Annotated in this window: 13 protein-coding genes; 8 read left to right on the forward strand and 5 right to left on the reverse strand. The window is 71.9% G+C overall.

The genetic code is table 11. From position 1 onward, the window contains the following. The first annotated feature begins 184 nt into the window (after positions 1–184). Positions 185–610, forward strand: a complete 426-nt coding sequence (locus ACRAKF_RS32390; RefSeq protein WP_447041352.1) for an OsmC family protein — start codon at positions 185–187, stop codon at positions 608–610. A 150-nt stretch (positions 611–760) separates the two neighbouring features. Continuing rightward, positions 761–2,647: a molecular chaperone DnaK gene (gene dnaK / locus ACRAKF_RS32395; protein WP_447041354.1), complete on the forward strand. Its 1,887-nt coding sequence runs from the start codon at positions 761–763 to the stop codon at positions 2,645–2,647. On the opposite strand, the gene narI is transcribed toward dnaK, so the two are convergent. Genes narI through ACRAKF_RS32415 form a run of 4 tightly spaced genes read right to left on the reverse strand, consistent with a single transcriptional unit; the run spans position 2,644 to position 9,280 of the window. Further along, positions 2,644–3,366, reverse strand: a complete 723-nt coding sequence (gene narI, locus ACRAKF_RS32400; protein WP_447041355.1) for a respiratory nitrate reductase subunit gamma — start codon at positions 3,364–3,366, stop codon at positions 2,644–2,646. The two genes, dnaK and narI, sit on opposite strands and share 4 nt — an antisense overlap. After that, a complete protein-coding gene (gene narJ / locus ACRAKF_RS32405) occupies positions 3,366–3,941 on the reverse strand; it encodes a nitrate reductase molybdenum cofactor assembly chaperone (RefSeq protein ID WP_447041356.1) in 576 nt (191 codons plus the stop codon). The genes narI and narJ overlap by 1 nt, the downstream gene beginning before the upstream one ends. After that, positions 3,938–5,596, reverse strand: a complete 1,659-nt coding sequence (gene narH / locus ACRAKF_RS32410) for a nitrate reductase subunit beta (RefSeq protein WP_447041358.1) — start codon at positions 5,594–5,596, stop codon at positions 3,938–3,940. Before narH ends, narJ begins: the two co-directional genes overlap by 4 nt. Then, positions 5,597–9,280: a nitrate reductase subunit alpha gene (locus ACRAKF_RS32415; RefSeq protein WP_447041360.1), complete on the reverse strand. Its 3,684-nt coding sequence runs from the start codon at positions 9,278–9,280 to the stop codon at positions 5,597–5,599. A 277-nt stretch (positions 9,281–9,557) separates the two neighbouring features. Between ACRAKF_RS32415 and ACRAKF_RS32420 the strand changes: the two genes are divergently transcribed. Continuing rightward, complete coding sequence (locus ACRAKF_RS32420; RefSeq protein ID WP_447041361.1) at positions 9,558–9,989, forward strand: hypothetical protein; 432 nt, start codon at positions 9,558–9,560, stop codon at positions 9,987–9,989. Between the two features lie 6 nt (positions 9,990–9,995). Here the strand turns inward: ACRAKF_RS32420 and ACRAKF_RS32425 are convergent, their stop codons facing one another. Beyond that, complete coding sequence (locus ACRAKF_RS32425; RefSeq protein ID WP_447041362.1) at positions 9,996–10,853, reverse strand: helix-turn-helix domain-containing protein; 858 nt, start codon at positions 10,851–10,853, stop codon at positions 9,996–9,998. Between the two features lie 98 nt (positions 10,854–10,951). Here ACRAKF_RS32425 and ACRAKF_RS32430 point away from each other — a divergent pair, with 98 nt between their 5' ends. From ACRAKF_RS32430 to ACRAKF_RS32450, 5 genes are all read left to right on the forward strand, one after another. Next, entirely contained in the window at positions 10,952–11,257 is a 306-nt protein-coding gene (locus ACRAKF_RS32430) for a 4a-hydroxytetrahydrobiopterin dehydratase (protein ID WP_447041363.1), read from the forward strand. Between the two features lie 8 nt (positions 11,258–11,265). Then, positions 11,266–12,045: a class I SAM-dependent methyltransferase gene (locus tag ACRAKF_RS32435; RefSeq protein WP_447041364.1), complete on the forward strand. Its 780-nt coding sequence runs from the start codon at positions 11,266–11,268 to the stop codon at positions 12,043–12,045. A gap of 75 nt (positions 12,046–12,120) precedes the next feature. Further along, on the forward strand, positions 12,121–13,032 hold the full coding sequence (locus ACRAKF_RS32440) for a class I SAM-dependent methyltransferase (RefSeq protein WP_447041365.1): 912 nt from the start codon (positions 12,121–12,123) through the stop codon (positions 13,030–13,032). Positions 13,033–13,152: 120 nt separating this feature from the next. Continuing rightward, on the forward strand, positions 13,153–13,545 hold the full coding sequence (locus ACRAKF_RS32445) for a CU044_2847 family protein (protein ID WP_447041367.1): 393 nt from the start codon (positions 13,153–13,155) through the stop codon (positions 13,543–13,545). An 8-nt stretch (positions 13,546–13,553) separates the two neighbouring features. Beyond that, positions 13,554–15,347, forward strand: a complete 1,794-nt coding sequence (locus ACRAKF_RS32450; RefSeq protein ID WP_447041369.1) for a VMAP-C domain-containing protein — start codon at positions 13,554–13,556, stop codon at positions 15,345–15,347.

Raw genomic sequence — 15,347 nt, forward strand, 5'->3', positions numbered from 1 at the left:
TCAGAGGCCCCTCTGGCGCGGCGGTGCGCACAACGTGTTCGTATCGTCCGACCGGTACCAGCACCCTCGGCTCGAACACCCGTGAGGCACCCGTTCGCCCCGCGCGGCCCGTTTTCACCCCGAGTGTGATCGGATGGTGTCCACGGAACTTCCGATCACGGAACCGCACGAAGGGAACTGCATCGTGGCAACCACGCGCTCCGCGCACACGGTCTGGGAAGGCTCTCTGACGGAGGGCTCGGGCACCGTCACATTCGACTCCTCCGGCATCGGGCAGCAGGCGGTGTCCTGGCCGTCGCGAGCCGAGCAGGCGAACGGCAAGACCAGCCCCGAGGAGCTCATCGCCGCCGCGCACTCGAGCTGCTTCTCCATGGCGCTCTCGCACGGCCTGACGGGCGCGGGCAACCCGCCCACCCGCCTGACGACCTCCGCCGACGTCACCTTCCAGCCGGGCACCGGCATCACCGGCATCCACCTCACCGTCGAGGGCGAGGTGCCTGGCCTGGACGAGCAGGCCTTCACCGCCGCCGCCGAGGACGCCAAGGCCAACTGCCCGGTGAGCCAGGCGCTGTCGGGCACGACCATCACGCTCACCGCCAAGCTCGGCTGACGCGACGCCGTCGACGATGCCGCCGCCCCGCTCCGGGGCGGCGGCATTGTCGCGCCAGGGGATTGACAAGGTGCCGCTCAAGTTTTGTGATGGAGTACGGAGTAGACCTGGATGCGGGGGACGTGAGCTCGCGGCGGAAGGGACTGGACCATGACACGTGCGGTCGGGATCGATCTCGGGACGACGAACTCAGTGGTGGCCGTGCTGGAGGGAGGTGAGCCCACCGTCGTCGCCAACGCCGAGGGCGCGCGCACCACGCCGTCGGTCGTCGCGTTCGCCAAGAACCGCGACGTCCTGGTGGGCGAGGTCGCCAAACGGCAGGCGGTCACGAACGTGGAGCGCACCGCGCGCTCCGTCAAACGCCACATGGGCGACAGCGGCTGGCGCTTCCCGGAGAACGGCTCCGTGGACGGCACCCGCTACACCGCGCAGGAACTCTCCGCGCGCGTCCTCCAGAAGCTCAAGCGCGACGCCGAGGCCTACCTCGGCGAGGACGTCACCGACGCGGTGGTCACCGTCCCCGCCCACTTCGACGACACCCAGCGCCAGGCCACCAAGGAGGCCGGCGAGATCGCGGGCCTGAACGTCCTGCGCATCATCAACGAACCCACGGCGGCCGCCCTCGCCTACGGCCTCGACAAGGGCGACGACCAGACCGTCCTCGTCTTCGACCTCGGCGGCGGCACCTTCGACGTGTCGCTCCTCGAAATGGGCGAGGGCGTCATCGAGGTGAAGGCCACCAACGGCGACACCCAGCTCGGCGGCGACGACTGGGACCAGCGGATCGTCGAGCACCTGGTGCGGCAGTTCAAGAACGCGCACGGCGTGGACCTCGGCAAGGACAAGATGGCGGTCCAACGCCTGCGCGAGGGCGCGGAGAAGGCCAAGATCGAGCTCTCCTCGTCCAGCGAGACCGACATCAACCTCCCCTACGTCACCGCCTCGGCAGACGGCCCGCTGCACCTCGCCGAGAAACTGACCCGCGCCCGGTTCGAGGAGCTGACGGCGGATCTCCTCGACCGCTGCAAGAAGCCCTTCCACCAGGCCGTCAAGGACGCGGGCGTCGAGCTCTCCGCCGTCGACCACGTCATCCTGGTCGGCGGCTCGACGCGGATGCCCGCCGTCACCGAACTGGTCAGGGAACTCACCGGCAAGGAACCGCACAAGGGCGTCAACCCCGACGAGGTGGTGGCGCTCGGCGCGGCCCTCCAGGCCGGGGTGATCCGGGGTGACGTCAAGGACGTGCTGCTCCTGGACGTGACGCCGCTGTCGCTCGGCATCGAGACCAAGGGCGGCATCATGACCAAGCTCATCGAGCGCAACACCACCATCCCCACCCGGCGTTCGGAGACGTTCTCCACCGCCGAGGACAACCAGCCCTCGGTCGGCATCCAGGTCTTCCAGGGCGAGCGGGAGATCGCCGCGTATAACAAGAAGCTCGGCGTCTTCGACCTGACCGGTCTGCCGCCCGCCCCGCGCGGCGTCCCCAAGATCGAGGTCACCTTCGACATCGACGCCAACGGGATCATGCACGTCTCCGCCAAGGACGAGGCCACCGGGCGTGAGCAGCGCATGACGGTGACCGGCGGCTCCGCGCTGCCCAAGGACGACATCAACCGCATGGTCCACGAGGCGGAGGAGCACGCGGAGGAGGACCGCAGGCGGCGCGAGGCCGCCGAGACCCGCAACCAGGCCGAGCAGCTCCTGTACCAGACGGAGCGCTTCCTCGGCGACAACGCCGCGAAGCTGGCCGGCATCCCCGCGGAGACGAAGACCGAGGTGGAGACGGCGGCGGCCGAGCTGAAGGACACCCTCAAGAACAGGGCGGACGACACGGCCGCCCTGCGCGCCGGCGCCGAGAAGCTCGCCACGGTCAGCCAGAAGCTGGGCCAGGCCCTGTACGCGAACGCGGGAAGCGCGGCCCAGGAGCAGAGCACCCCCACCGGCGCCGCCCCCGACGCCGCCCCCGGCTCCGCCACCGAGGAGGGCGTGGTGGACGCCGAGATCGTGGACGAGGAGGGCCCGAAGGGGACCTAGGACCCCGTCCGCTCCCAGCCGCGGCGTTCCGGCCGCGCCCCCACCCGGCCCGGGGCCTTGCTCCGGTACACCACGTACGGCCGGAACAGGTACTGCACGGGCGCGCTGAACATGTGCACGAGCCGGGTGAACGGGATCAGCGCGAACAGCACCATGCCCACCACCGCGTGGATCTCGTACAGCACCGGCACGCCCGTCATCCGGTCGATGTCGGGCCGCAGCGTGAACAGGCTGCGGGCCCAGGGGCCGATGGACTCGCGGTAGTTGTAGCCGTCACCGGAGGAGTGCGCCAGCTTGGCGACCATGCCGAGCACGATCGCCGCGAACAGCACCAGGTACATCAGCTTGTCGTTGGCGGTCGTCGCGCGGAAGACGGGCGTGTTGGTCCGCCGCCGGTAGAGCAGCAGCAGGATGCCGAGGACGAGCAGGACCCCGGCCGCCGTGCCCCCGTACAGCGAGAACAGGTGGTAGCTGTGCTCGCTGACGCCGAACCGGTCCGTCCACGACATGGGCAGGAAGAGACCGACCAGGTGGCCGACGAGGACGAACAGGATGCCGTAGTGGAACATCGGCGAGGCGATGTTCAGGAGCTTGGACTCGTAGACCTGCGAGGAGCGGGTCGTCCAGCCGAACTTGTCGTAGCGGTAGCGCCACACGGTGCCCGCGACGAGCAGCACGAAGGCGATGTACGGGAGGGCGCCCCACAGCAGGGTCTTCATCAGTGCTCCCCGATGAGTGCGAAGGGTTCGAGGCCGACGTCCTCGCGCGGCGGCCCCGACCGGGCGAGCGCGAGTGCCTCGGCGCGGTCCTTGGGCGAGGGCCCCGGCAGCCTTGCGCACACCGCGTCCAGGACGGCGGCGTACGGCGTGTCCGCCTCGTGCAGGGCCAGGCGCAGCAGTTCGAGGCCGCTGCGGTGCTCCAGGAGCAGTTCGGGGCCCGCCCGCGCGGAGAATTCGAGGACCGCCGGGAGGAAGTCCGGCAGCTCCTCGCCGCTGAACTCCAGGCCGTGCGCGCGGTACACCTCCTTGAAGCGGACCAGGGCCATGCCGCGCCGCCGGGTGTCGCCCTCCCGCCACCAGCTCAGATACAGGCTGTGCCGGTTCTTGAAGTCGAAGACCCGTACGTAGTGCGCGGCGAGCTCACCGGGCTCCGTCGTGGTGGCGTAGGAGAGGAAGCCGGCGAGTTCCGCGGGGGCGGCGGCCTCGATCAGGGGCAGCCGCTCGTGGAACTCCTCGTCCGGGTAGGCGAGGCAGAGCGCGGCGGCCTGGTACAGCACGGCGTCCTGGCCGGTCACCGGTCGCCCTCCGGGGTGGCGTCGGCCTTCTCGACGGCGCTCGGCTGCTCGTCGGCGGTCTGCCGTTTCCGCAGCACGTGGAAGTTCTCGACGGTGACCAGGGGCAGCCGCCTCCGGCCGCCGGAGTCCTGGCCGAACGGGCCGTCGCCGCCCATCCCCGGACCGTCCTGGTGGTCGAGGGTGCACGTGTCGGGGACGGCCGACTCCTCCAGGTGCCGCGCGTCCGCGACGGCCGCGGTCGGGATGACGTAACGCTCCTCGTACTTGGCGATGGCCAGCAGGCGGTACATCTCCTCGATCTGCGGCCCCGACATCCCCACCGACTCCGCCACCGACCCGTCGGGCGCGTCCCCGAGGTTGATGGCCCGCATGTGCGCGCGCATCGCCGCCAGCTTCTCCAGCGAGGCCCGCACCGGGCCGACGTCCCCCGCCGTGAAGAGCTCCGCGAGGTATTCCAGGGGGATGCGCAGGGTGTCGATCGCGCCGAAGAGGTTGGCGGCGTCCTCGCCGTCGTGCCCGGTCTCGTTGAGGGCGTCCACCACCGGCGAGAGCGGCGGGATGTACCAGACCATCGGCATGGTGCGGTACTCCGGATGCAGCGGAAGCGCCACCTTGTAGGTGCTGATCAGCGCGTGCACGGGGGAGCGGCGGGCCGCCTCGATCCAGTCGTACGGGATGCCGGACCGCTCGGCGTCCTCGCGGACCCGCGGGTCCGCCGGGTCGAGGAAGACGCCGAGCTGCGCCTCGTACAGCTTGTGGTCGTCGGGCTCGGAGGCCGCCGCCGTCACCTTGTCCGGGTCGTACAGGATCACCCCGAGGTAGCGCAGGCGTCCCACGCAGGTCTCGGAGCAGACCGTCGGCAGGCCCACCTCGACGCGCGGGTAGCACAGGGTGCACTTCTCGGCCTTGCCGGTGCGGTGGTTGAAGTAGACCTTCTTGTACGGGCAGCCCGTCACGCACTTGCGCCAGCCGCGGCAGTGGTCCTGGTCGACCAGGACGATGCCGTCCTCCTCGCGCTTGTACATCGCCCCCGACGGGCAGGACGCCACGCACGACGGGTTGAGGCAGTGTTCGCAGATCCGCGGCAGATAGAACATGAAGGTCTGCTCGAAGGCGAACTTCACCTTGTCGGCGGCCTGTTGACGGACCTTGGCGACCATCGGGTCCAGGTGGCCGTGCTCGGTCACGCCGCCGAGGTTGTCGTCCCAGTTCGACGACCACTCGATCTTCATCGGCTTGCCGGAGATCAGGGAGCGCGGCTCGGCCACCGGGTAGTCGTCGCCGAGCGGCGCGTCGGTGAGGTTCCTGTACTCGTACGTCCAGGGCTCGTAGTAGTCCTTGATCTCGGGCAGCTTGGGGTTGGAGAAGATCTCCAGGAGCGACTTGATCCGGCCGCCGTTCCTCAGCTTCAGGGCGCCCCGCTTGTTCAGCTCCCAGCCGCCGCGCCACTTCTCCTGGTCCTCGTAGCGGCGCGGATAGCCCTGGCCGGGGCGGGTCTCGACGTTGTTGAACCAGACGTACTCCATGCCGTCGCGGTTGGTCCACGCCTGCTTGCAGGTCACCGAGCAGGTGTGGCACCCGATGCACTTGTCGAGGTTCATCACCATCGCGATCTGTGCCATCACTCGTCGTCTGGTGGCTCCGTCACGGGACATCTAGTACTCCACCTTCTGCGACCTGCGGCGGATGACCGTCACCTCGTCGCGCTGGTTGCCCGTCGGACCCAGGTAGTTGAACGCCCACGACAACTGCGCGTAGCCGCCGATGAGATGGGACGGCTTGAGGATCAGGCGGGTCAGGGAGTTGTGGATGCCGCCGCGTCTGCCGGTCGTCTCCGCCTTGGGGACGTTCACCGTCCGTTCCTGGGCGTGGTGCATGTAGACCGTCCCGGCCGGCATGCGGTGCGAGACGATCGCCCGCGCCACGACGACGCCGTTCCTGTTGACCGCCTCGATCCAGTCGTTGTCCCGCACGCCGATCGCGTCGGCGTCCTGGGGCGCCATCCAGATGGACTGCCCGCCGCGCGACAGCGACAGCATGAAGAGGTTGTCCTGGTACTCGGAGTGGATCGACCACTTGTTGTGCGGGGTGAGATAGCGGACCGTCACCTCCTTCTCGCCGTCGGCGCCGAGCCGCGGCTCCCCGAAGAGGCGGTTCATGTCCAGGGGCGGCCGGTAGACCGGCAGTGCCTCGCCCAGCTCGTGCATCCAGTCGTGGTCGATGAAGAAGTGCTGGCGCCCGGTGAGGGTGTGCCAGGGCTTGAGGTGTTCGGTGTTGAGCGTGAACGCCGTGTAGCGCCGCCCGCCCGACTCGCTGCCCGACCACTCCGGCGAGGTGATCACCGGCACCGGCGCCGCCTGCGTGTCGGCGTACGTGACGCGCTTGCCCTCGTGTTCGGCGGCGAGGTGCGCCATCTCCTGCCCGGTGCGCGCCTCCAGGGTGTGGAAGCCCTGCGTCGCCAGGCGCCCGTTGGTCGTCCCCGACAGGGCGAGGATCGTGTTCGCCGCCTTCACCGCGGTGTCCAGGGCGGGGCGGCCGTCGGCGGGGCCGCCGCGTACGACGCCGTTGCGCCGCCGCAGCTCCTCGACCTCCTTGTCGGGGTGGAGCGCGATGCCCTTGGCGGGCAGCCCGAGCCGCTCCACCAGCGGGCCGAGGGCGGCGAACTTCGCGCCGACCGCGGTGTAGTCGCGCTCCACGACCGCCAGGTTCGGCATGGTCTTCCCCGGCACCGGCTCGCACTCGCCCTTGCGCCAGTCCAGGGCGACCCCGCCGGGCTGCGCGGTCTCGCCCGGAGTGTCGTGCTGGAGGGCGGTGGCCACGAGGTCCCTGCGCACGCCCAGGTGGTCCACCGACAGCTCGCTGAGGCGGTCCGCGATGGCGTGGAAGGTGTCGAAGTCCGTGCGCGCCTGCCACGGCGGGTCGACGGCCGGGGTGAAGGAGTGCACGTACGGGTGCATGTCGGTGGTGGAGAGGTCGTGCTTCTCGTACCAGGTCGCCGCAGGCAGGACCACGTCGGACAGGAGCGTGGAGGACGTCTGCCGGAAGTCCAGCGAGACCAGCAGGTCCAGCTTCCCCTCGGGCGCCTCCTCGCGCCACGTCACCGTGGAGGGCCGCTCGCCGGGCGCCGCCTCCTCGGCGCGCAGCGAGGAGTGCGTGCCGAGCAGGTGCTTGGTGAAGTACTCGGCGCCCTTGGCGGACGACCCCAGGAGGTTGGCGCGCCACAGGGTGAGGACACGCGGCCAGTTCTCCGGGGCGTCCGGGTCCTCGCAGGCGAACTTGAGCGTGCCCGCCTTCAGCTCCTCGACGACGTCCTTCACCGGGTCGTCCGACGCCGAGGCGAGGTCCAGGGGGTTGCGGTCGAAGGTCGGGTACGACGGCATCCACCCGGAGCGCGCCGACAGGGCCAGGCAGTCGGCGCCCGTCATCCCCGCGAAGCGGCCCTCGCCGAGCGGTGAGGCGAGGACGTCCGCGGCGAACCTGTCGTAACGCCACTGGTCGGTGTTGAGGAACCAGTAGGCGGCGCCGATCATCTGCCGCGGCGGCCTGCTCCAGTCGATGCCGCCCGCGAGCGTCGCCCACCCGGTGACCGGACGGCACTTCTCCTGGCCCACGTAGTGCGCCCAGCCGCCGCCGTTGCGGCCCTGGCAGCCGGTGAGCTGGAGCAGGGCGAGGAAGGAACGGTAGATCGTCTCGGAGTGGAACCAGTGGTTGGTGCCGGCGCCCATCAGGATCATGCAGCGCCCGCGGGACTTCTCCGCCGTCGCCGCGAACTCCCGGGCGATCCGCACGCACTTCTCGGCGGGCACCGAGGTGAGACTCTCCTGCCAGGCCGGCGTACCGGGCTGCGAGGCGTCCTCGTACGAGGCGGGCCACTCACCCGGCAGCCCCTCGCGCGCGACCCCGTACTGCGCGAGCAGCAGGTCGAACACCGTGGTGACCAGCGGCCCGTCCTGCCCGCCGAGCCGGGTGGCGGGCACGCCCCTGGCCACCACCTCGCCGCGGCCCTGGCCGTGCGTGCCGCCCTCGGTGTCGAAGCGGGGCAGCGCCACCTCGACGCCCGCGGCCACGGGGGAGCCGTGGAGGGTGAGGAGCGGCTCGATGTCGCCGAGGTTCAGGTTCCACCTGCCTTTGCCCGACTCGGTCCAGCGGAAGCCGAGCGAGCCGTTGGGGACCGCGGGATGCCCGGTCCTCGTGTCGAGCACCACCGTCTTCCAGTCACCGCCCTCGCCCGTGTCGCCGAGGTCGGTGGCGCGCAGGAACTTCGCGGGGACGTGAGCGCCGTCGCGCTCGGTCAGGGTGACCAGGAAGGGCAGGTCGGTGAACCTGCGCACGTAGTCGGTGAAGAACTCCGTGGTGCGGTCGACGAAGAACTCCTTCAGGACGACGTGCCCCATCGCGATGGCGAGGGCACCGTCCGTGCCGGGGTGCGGGTGCAGCCACTCGTCGGCGAACTTGGCGTTGTCCGCGTAGTCGGGCGCCACGACCACGACCTTCTGCCCGCGGTAGCGGGCCTCCGCCATCCAGTGCGCGTCCGGCGTCCGGGTCACCGGCACGTTGGAGCCCCACATCATCAGATACGCGGCGTCCCACCAGTCACCCGACTCCGGTACGTCGGTCTGGTCGCCGAAGACCTGCGGAGAGGCCACGGGCAGATCCGCGTACCAGTCGTAGAAGGAGAGCATCGGCGCGCCGATCAGACCCATGAAACGCGCCCCGGCGGCGTGCGACACCATCGACATCGCGGGGATGGGCGAGAACCCGGCTACGCGGTCGGGCCCGTACGCCTTGATCGTGTGGACGTGGGCCGCCGCGATGATCTCCACGGCCTCGTCCCAGGTCGCCCGCACCAGACCGCCCTTGCCGCGCGCCCGCTGGTAGCGGCGGCGGCGCTCCGGGTCGCCCTGGATGTCCGCCCAGGCGAGGACCGGGTCCTTCAGGCGTGCCTTGGCCTCGCGGTACATCTCCAGGAGCACGCCGCGCAGATACGGGTGGCGGACGCGGGTGGGGGAGTAGGTGTACCAGGAGAACGCGGCGCCCCTCGGGCAGCCGCGCGGCTCGTACTCGGGGCGGTCAGGGCCGACGCTCGGGTAGTCCGTCGCCTGCGTCTCCCAGGTGATGATGCCGTCCTTGACGTACACCTTCCAGCGGCAGGAGCCGGTGCAGTTGACGCCGTGCGTGGAGTTGACGACCTTGTCGTGGCTCCAGCGGTCACGGTAGAAGGCGTCCGAGTCCCGGCCGCCGGTCAGCCGCACGCTGTGCAGGTCGGGGGCGGCGGTCCCGCGCCGGAAGAACCTGCCGGCCCGCAGGAGGGCGGCGGCGGGCTCGATCGTCTCTGTCACCGTGGGGCTCCCTAGGTCTGCCTTGGACCGAACCTAGGGGCGGGCGGACTCCGGCACCTTTCCGCGGGGGCCGTACGGGTTGCGGGGCGGGGGCCGGGCCGGTGCCGCCCGGCCCGGACGCCGCTCGGCCGTTCGGCGGGCCCGCGGCATTACCTGGGACGTAATCGACCCGGTGGCGCGGGGGCGACAGAGTGGTCTCACCGGATCCGGTCCGGCGCACTCCGGACCGGGTCCGGGACCCACGACCGCTCGTTCCCCGCCGCTTGGAGGCACCGCCATGTCCGCATCGACGTACCCGCTCGCCGGCCTCGCCCGCACCACCGACCCGACCACCATGCTGCGCCGCTTCCTCGCCCTCGACGCGGTCGTGACCGCCGGCAACGGTGTCGCCTACGCCGCCGCGTCAGGCCCCCTCGGACGCTTCCTCGGCGTCGACTCGGGGCTGCTGCTCGGGCTCGGCGTCTTCCTCGCCGTCTTCGGCGCGGGCGTCGGCTACCTCGCCGCCCGCAAGAGCCCCCCGACGTTCGGGGTGCGGGCGGTGATCGAGGCCAACGCCGTCTGGGCGGTCCTCAGCGTCGTCGCCCTCGCCGTCTGGCTCTCGCCGAGCACGGCGGGCGCGGTGTGGATCCCGCTCCAGGCCCTGACCGTCGGCGGCTTCGCCGCACTCCAGTACGTGGCGCTGCGCGCGCTGCGGTCGCGGAACTCCTGAGGCCTCCTAGGCCATACGTGTCTGGAGGTACTTCGACGTCGCCGGGTCGGCCGGGAGGAGGGTCTCGATGGCCAGCTCGGCGACCGTCACGTCCATCGGGGTGTTGAACGTCGAGATGGACGAGATGAACGACAGCACGTGCCCCTCGTGCTCGATCCGCAGCGGCAGCGCGAAGTACGGCACGTCCGTCCCCGCGTCGAAGGCGTCCACCCCCGGCTCCTCCACCGGGTACGCGGCCACCTCCTCGTACACCGCGCGCAGGGCGTCGGAGCGCTGGAGCGCGATCTGCCGCTCCATCTGGTGCAGCAGATGGCCCCGCCACTCCCGGAGGTTGCGGATCCTGGGGGCGAGGCCCCGCGGGTGCAGCGTGAGCCGCATCGCGTTCAGGGGCGCCGTGAGGATGTCGTCGGAGATGTCCTCCATGAGCATCGCGATGCCGCGGTTGGCCGCGATGACGTCGTACGCCGCGTCGACGACCAGGGCGGGATACGGCTCGTACCCCGTCAGGAGCTGGTCGAGGCCCTCGCGGAGCGTGCCCATCGCGGGGTCCTCCAGCGGGGTCTCCCGGAAGCGGGGCGCGTAGCCCGCGGCGAGCAGCAGGGAGTTGCGGTCGCGCACCGGCACGTCGAGGTGGTCGGCGAGGCGCAGGACCAGTTCCTCGCTGGGGCGGGCCCGGCCCGTCTCGATGAAGCTGATGTGCCGCGCGGAGGAGTCCGCGCGCAGGGCGAGCTCCAACTGGCTGATCCGGCGCCGCTCGCGCCAGCCGCGCAGCAGCGGCCCCACGCCGCCCGTGTTCCCCCTGGTGTGGTGCGTGGCCTTGGCCTTGCCTTTGGTGTTCCCCTTGGCGGGCGCGGCGGTTGTCATACCTAGACGGTAGTCGAACCGGGTTGTGGCAAGGTGGGACGATCTCACGAAGTGCCTCACTGAGCACCTCGCGCACGTCTCGCGGAAGGAGCCGGACCATGCCCCCCGAACCGCTCTCGCCCAAGGAGATCGAGGACCGCCTCGCCGAACTGCCCGGCTGGGCCCTCGCCGACGACAGGATCACCCGTTCGTACCGCCTGGCCTCCCACTTCGCGGCGGCCGCCCTGGTCGTCCACATCGCGCGGACACAGGACGAACTGGGCCACCACGCCGACACGACGCTGGGGTACGACACCGTGACCCTGGCCGTGAACACGCACAGCGCGGGCGGCGCCGTCACCGAGCTCGACTTCGAACTCGCGCGCAGAGTGTCGGAGTTGGCGCCGCTGCACGGCGCCGAATAGGCCCCGCCATGCTGGACTACAGCGAAGAAGCCGACCGGTACGACGCCTCCCGGGGCGGTGAGCCCCGCGCGGCGGCCGCCGCGAACGCCGTCCTCGGCCTGCTGCCCGGCGACGCCCGCGCCCTCCTCGACGTGGCCTGCGGCACCGGCCTGGTCACCCGGCGGCTCGCGGGGCGCGCGGGACTGCGGGTGACCGGCGTGGACAGGGCCCACCGCATGGCGCACATGGCGGCGGCCCGGCTGCCGGGCGCCGTGGTCATCGGCGACAGCCACCGACTGCCTTTCCCCGACGCCTCGTTCGACGCGGTCTGCACGGTGTGGCTGCTGCACCTGCTGCCGGGCCCCGAGGAGACGGCCTCGGTCGTCGCCGAGTGCGCGCGCGTGCTGCGGCCGGGCGGGGTCTACGTCACCACCGTCGACAAGGCCGCCTCGCACGACGTGGGCTGCGACATCGACGCCGTGCTGGCGCCGCGTCCCGTGCGCCCCGCGGTCGACCGCGCCGAGGCCGTCGAGGCGTACGCGGCGGAGCACGGCATGGCCCCGGCGGGCCGCGCCTGCTTCCCCGGCCACGGACAGGGCCGCTCGCCGCGCTCCACGGTGGATGACCTGCGCAGGGGATGGTTCACCCAGGTGCCGCCCGACGGCCCGGCGGCCGAGCGGTTCGCGGCGGCGCTCGCACGGCTGCCGGACCAGGACGTGGCGCGCCCCGACCCGCTGTTCGCGCTGCGGGCGTTCCGGAAGCGGGTCCCCGCCTGTACGGGTGGCGCTTTTGCCGGACCGGCAAGATGAGTGGTCGAGAACAGGGAAGGGGGCGCACGCTGGAGCCGTTCACGAACGAGGGCGGGACCGAGAGGCGGCAGGGGCATGGGACACGATCACGGGCAGGGCCACGGGCACGGACCTGGACATGGGCATGGCCACGGACATGGCCACGGCGGTGACATGGACTGGGCGGCCATGGGCGAGATGCTGGAGCGCTACGCCGAGATCGCCGCGCCGATGTACGACGAGGCCGCCGACTGGCTGCGCCACTGGGCGCACGAGCCGGGCGTGGTCGTGGACGTCGGCAGCGGCCCCGGCGCCCTCTCCATGCGGCTGGCCGAGGCATTTCCGAAGGCGCGGATCGTCGCGGCCGACCCCGAGGAGCCCCTCCTCGAACGGGCCCGTGACCGCGCTTCCCGCCTGGGCCTCGCCGACCGCTTCGCCACCGTGCGCGCGGCCCTCCCCGACGCCGTCGACGACGTGCCGACCGCCGACCTCCTGTGGCTCTGCAAGTCCCTGCACCACGTGGGCGACCAGGGTGCGGCGCTGGCCGCCCTCGTCGAGCGCCTCGCCCCCGGCGGCGTGATCGCCCTCCTGGAGGGCGGCCTGAGCACCCGTTACCTCCCGCGCGACATCGGCCTCGGCCGCCCGGGGCTGCTGTCCCGCCTGGAGGTCTGTGACGAGGAGTGGTTCGCCGAGATGCGCTCGGGCCTGCCCGGCTCGAAGGACGCCGCCGAGGACTGGCCGGCGCTCCTGACCGCCGCGGGCCTGCGCCACGCGGCCACCCGCAGCTTCCTCCTCGACCTGCCGGCCCCGCTCTCCGAGAAGGCCCGCGCCCACGTGGTCGTGGACGTCACGCGCCGCCGCGAGATGCACGAGGGCCGCCTCGACGCCGACGACCTCGCCACCCTGGACCGCCTCCTGGACAAGGACGATCCGCGGAGCCTGCACCACCGCTCCGATCTGTTCCTGCTGACGGCCCAGACGGTCCATGTGGCGGTCAAGGGCGGCTGACCCCGCGGACCGGCGGGGGTTTCCGCGGCAACCGGCGGTCTTCCGCTCCCGGTTGACGTAACTTCGTGGGAGCGCCGGGGCCGCCAGGGCCCCGGCGGCCCCCGAAGGAGGAACCGCCCCGTGACCGAGCTGATGCGATGGGAATCCGACGAGGGGCCCGTCGTGGTCGAGGTGGACTCCCGGGACCCCGGATTCAGGTCGGTGTCGCGGCGCGGCGAACACGGCGAGATCCACGAGGTCCAGGGCCGCTTCGAAGCGGCCCTGCACAACGTGCGCGGCGCCGCGATGTCCGCCCTGCGCACCTTCCGCGAGCGGTCGCTCGACCCCGACACCATCGAACTCGAATTCGGCGTCAAGCTGAGTGCCGCGGCGGGCGCGGTCATCGCGAGGACGGCGGCGGAGGGCCACCTGACGGTCAAGCTCAGTTGGACCCGCCGCACACCACCGCTGCCCGAACGCCCGGCGGAGGTGCCCGCGCAGGGCGGCGTACGACAGGACGCCCAGGGCGAATAATGGCGGGCATGCAATGGCGTGCCCGCATCGGCACGGTCGACGGCATCCCCAGAGGGGCGGGCGTGCTGGTCGACGGCGCACGGCTGATCACCTGCGCCCACGTGGTCGAAGGGCTGAGCGAGGTCTCGGTGACGCTGCCCGGCGTCGCCGAGGCACGCCCCGCGTCCGTGGCGTGGACCGGCGGCTGGCGGCGCCTCGGCGACCGCGGTGACGTGGCCGTCGTCGAACTCGGCGAGCCGCTGTCCGTGACGCCGTGCGTGTTCGCACCGCTCGATCTGCTGAACCCCGGCAAGGAACACACGGCACACGAACTGCGCGCCCTGGGCTTCCCCTTCGGCCACGAGAGGGACGGCACCCACGTCACGCTGCGCACCAGCGCCGACCGCCTGCTCGGCCAGGAGTGGCTGGAGGTCGACGTGGAGCAGGCGCACCTGCAACGGCTCGGCGAGGGCTTCAGCGGCGCCGCGGTCTACGACCCGGGCTCCCACCTCGTCGTGGGCATCGTCACCGACGCGGTGCTCGACGGCGACAGGGAGGGCCACGTCGGACGGATGCTGCCCCTGGACACCATCCGCTGCCACTGGGAGGGCCTCGACGACCTCCTGCCGCTGGACTGGCTGCCGGACGCGCCGCGCCGCGAACTGCGGGCCCTGTTCGACGGCGTACGCGTCGACCCCGCCAACCTGGAGCTGACCGTCCGCCGCGCCTTCCCCACCTTCCGGCGCGCCCTGCCCGCCTTCCGGTCCCCCTGGCACGCCATCCGGCACGTGGGCGAGGAACTGACCGGGGAGGACCGGCTGCTGCGGCTGCTGCCAGGACTGTGCGCCGCCGGCGGTGTCGATGCCGGACCGTGGCTGCGGCGCTGGATGCCCGGGCGGTACGAAGAGGCGGTCCACGGCCGCCAGGCTCCGCCGCGGGCACCCGCGCCCACCGGGGCCATCGTGTTCCGCGCCCAGTCGATGACCCGCGGCGCGGGCATCGACCTCTCCGTCTCGACGGTGGTCGACGGCGTACCGGTCGGCCGGGCGGGCCCCGTGCGCATCCGCCGCCAGCAGTTGCGCGCGAAGACCGAGGCGCTGCTCGCCGAACAGGTCGGCAAGGTGCGCGGCCTCGACTGGATGCTGGAGTTCGTGGTGCCGGAGCGGCTGATGAGCGAACCGTACGAGGAGTGGCAGATCCACGAGCCGGGCGCCGCGCGCCCCCGGCCCATGCGCACGGTCCCGGTGGTGGTGCGCCACCTGGACCGCCTGGAACCGCTGCTCGCCTCCTACCTCGCGGGGCGGCGCTGGGCGACCGTACGGGCCCGTGGCGAGACCCGGCCCGAGCGCGTCGAGTGCGGGCTGCCGTACGGCTACGAGGAGTTCCACGACTGGCTCGACGCCGACGACCAGCTCTGCGCCCTCGCCTACGCGGCGACCCCGCCCACCGACTGGCTCTCGGCGGCCCTCGACACCGGCGTGCCGATCATGCTGTGGCGGCGCCACGCCTGCGCCGACGGCAGCCACGCGCACTGCGCGCCGGAGAAGTTCCTCGACCGCCTCCTCGCCGAGGTCGCCACGCTCGACCCCGCCCGGCTGCCGGTCGAGGTCATGCGGCTGCGCAAGGAGGCCCGTTCGCCGCACAAGGGCGACGCCGAGCACTGCGGACACGGGCTGACGCTGTTCTGGGACGGCGGCGAGGGCAAGCCGGACCCGCCGCTGTCGGCGGTCGGCGGAACGGCCGACGGCAGCTTCCGCTCCACGGCGGCACCGGCCCCATCAGGAAAGAGACCGGCCACATCAGGAAAGAGGGGGAGTGCCTGA

It is taken from the genome of Streptomyces sp. DSM 118878, from assembly GCF_052936595.1.

What these genes read in the sequence shown, in the direction of transcription:
- dnaK (WP_447041354.1), top strand. Translation starts at nt 761, where the DNA reads ATGACACGTGCGGTCGGGATCGATCTCGGGACGACGAACTCAGTGGTG.
- narI (WP_447041355.1), bottom strand. Translation starts at nt 3,366, where the DNA reads ATGAAGACCCTGCTGTGGGGCGCCCTCCCGTACATCGCCTTCGTGCTG.
- narH (WP_447041358.1), bottom strand. Translation starts at nt 5,596, where the DNA reads ATGTCCCGTGACGGAGCCACCAGACGACGAGTGATGGCACAGATCGCG.
- ACRAKF_RS32420 (WP_447041361.1), top strand. Translation starts at nt 9,558, where the DNA reads ATGTCCGCATCGACGTACCCGCTCGCCGGCCTCGCCCGCACCACCGAC.
- ACRAKF_RS32425 (WP_447041362.1), bottom strand. Translation starts at nt 10,853, where the DNA reads ATGACAACCGCCGCGCCCGCCAAGGGGAACACCAAAGGCAAGGCCAAG.
- ACRAKF_RS32430 (WP_447041363.1), top strand. Translation starts at nt 10,952, where the DNA reads ATGCCCCCCGAACCGCTCTCGCCCAAGGAGATCGAGGACCGCCTCGCC.
- ACRAKF_RS32435 (WP_447041364.1), top strand. Translation starts at nt 11,266, where the DNA reads ATGCTGGACTACAGCGAAGAAGCCGACCGGTACGACGCCTCCCGGGGC.
- ACRAKF_RS32440 (WP_447041365.1), top strand. Translation starts at nt 12,121, where the DNA reads ATGGGACACGATCACGGGCAGGGCCACGGGCACGGACCTGGACATGGG.
- ACRAKF_RS32450 (WP_447041369.1), top strand. Translation starts at nt 13,554, where the DNA reads ATGCAATGGCGTGCCCGCATCGGCACGGTCGACGGCATCCCCAGAGGG.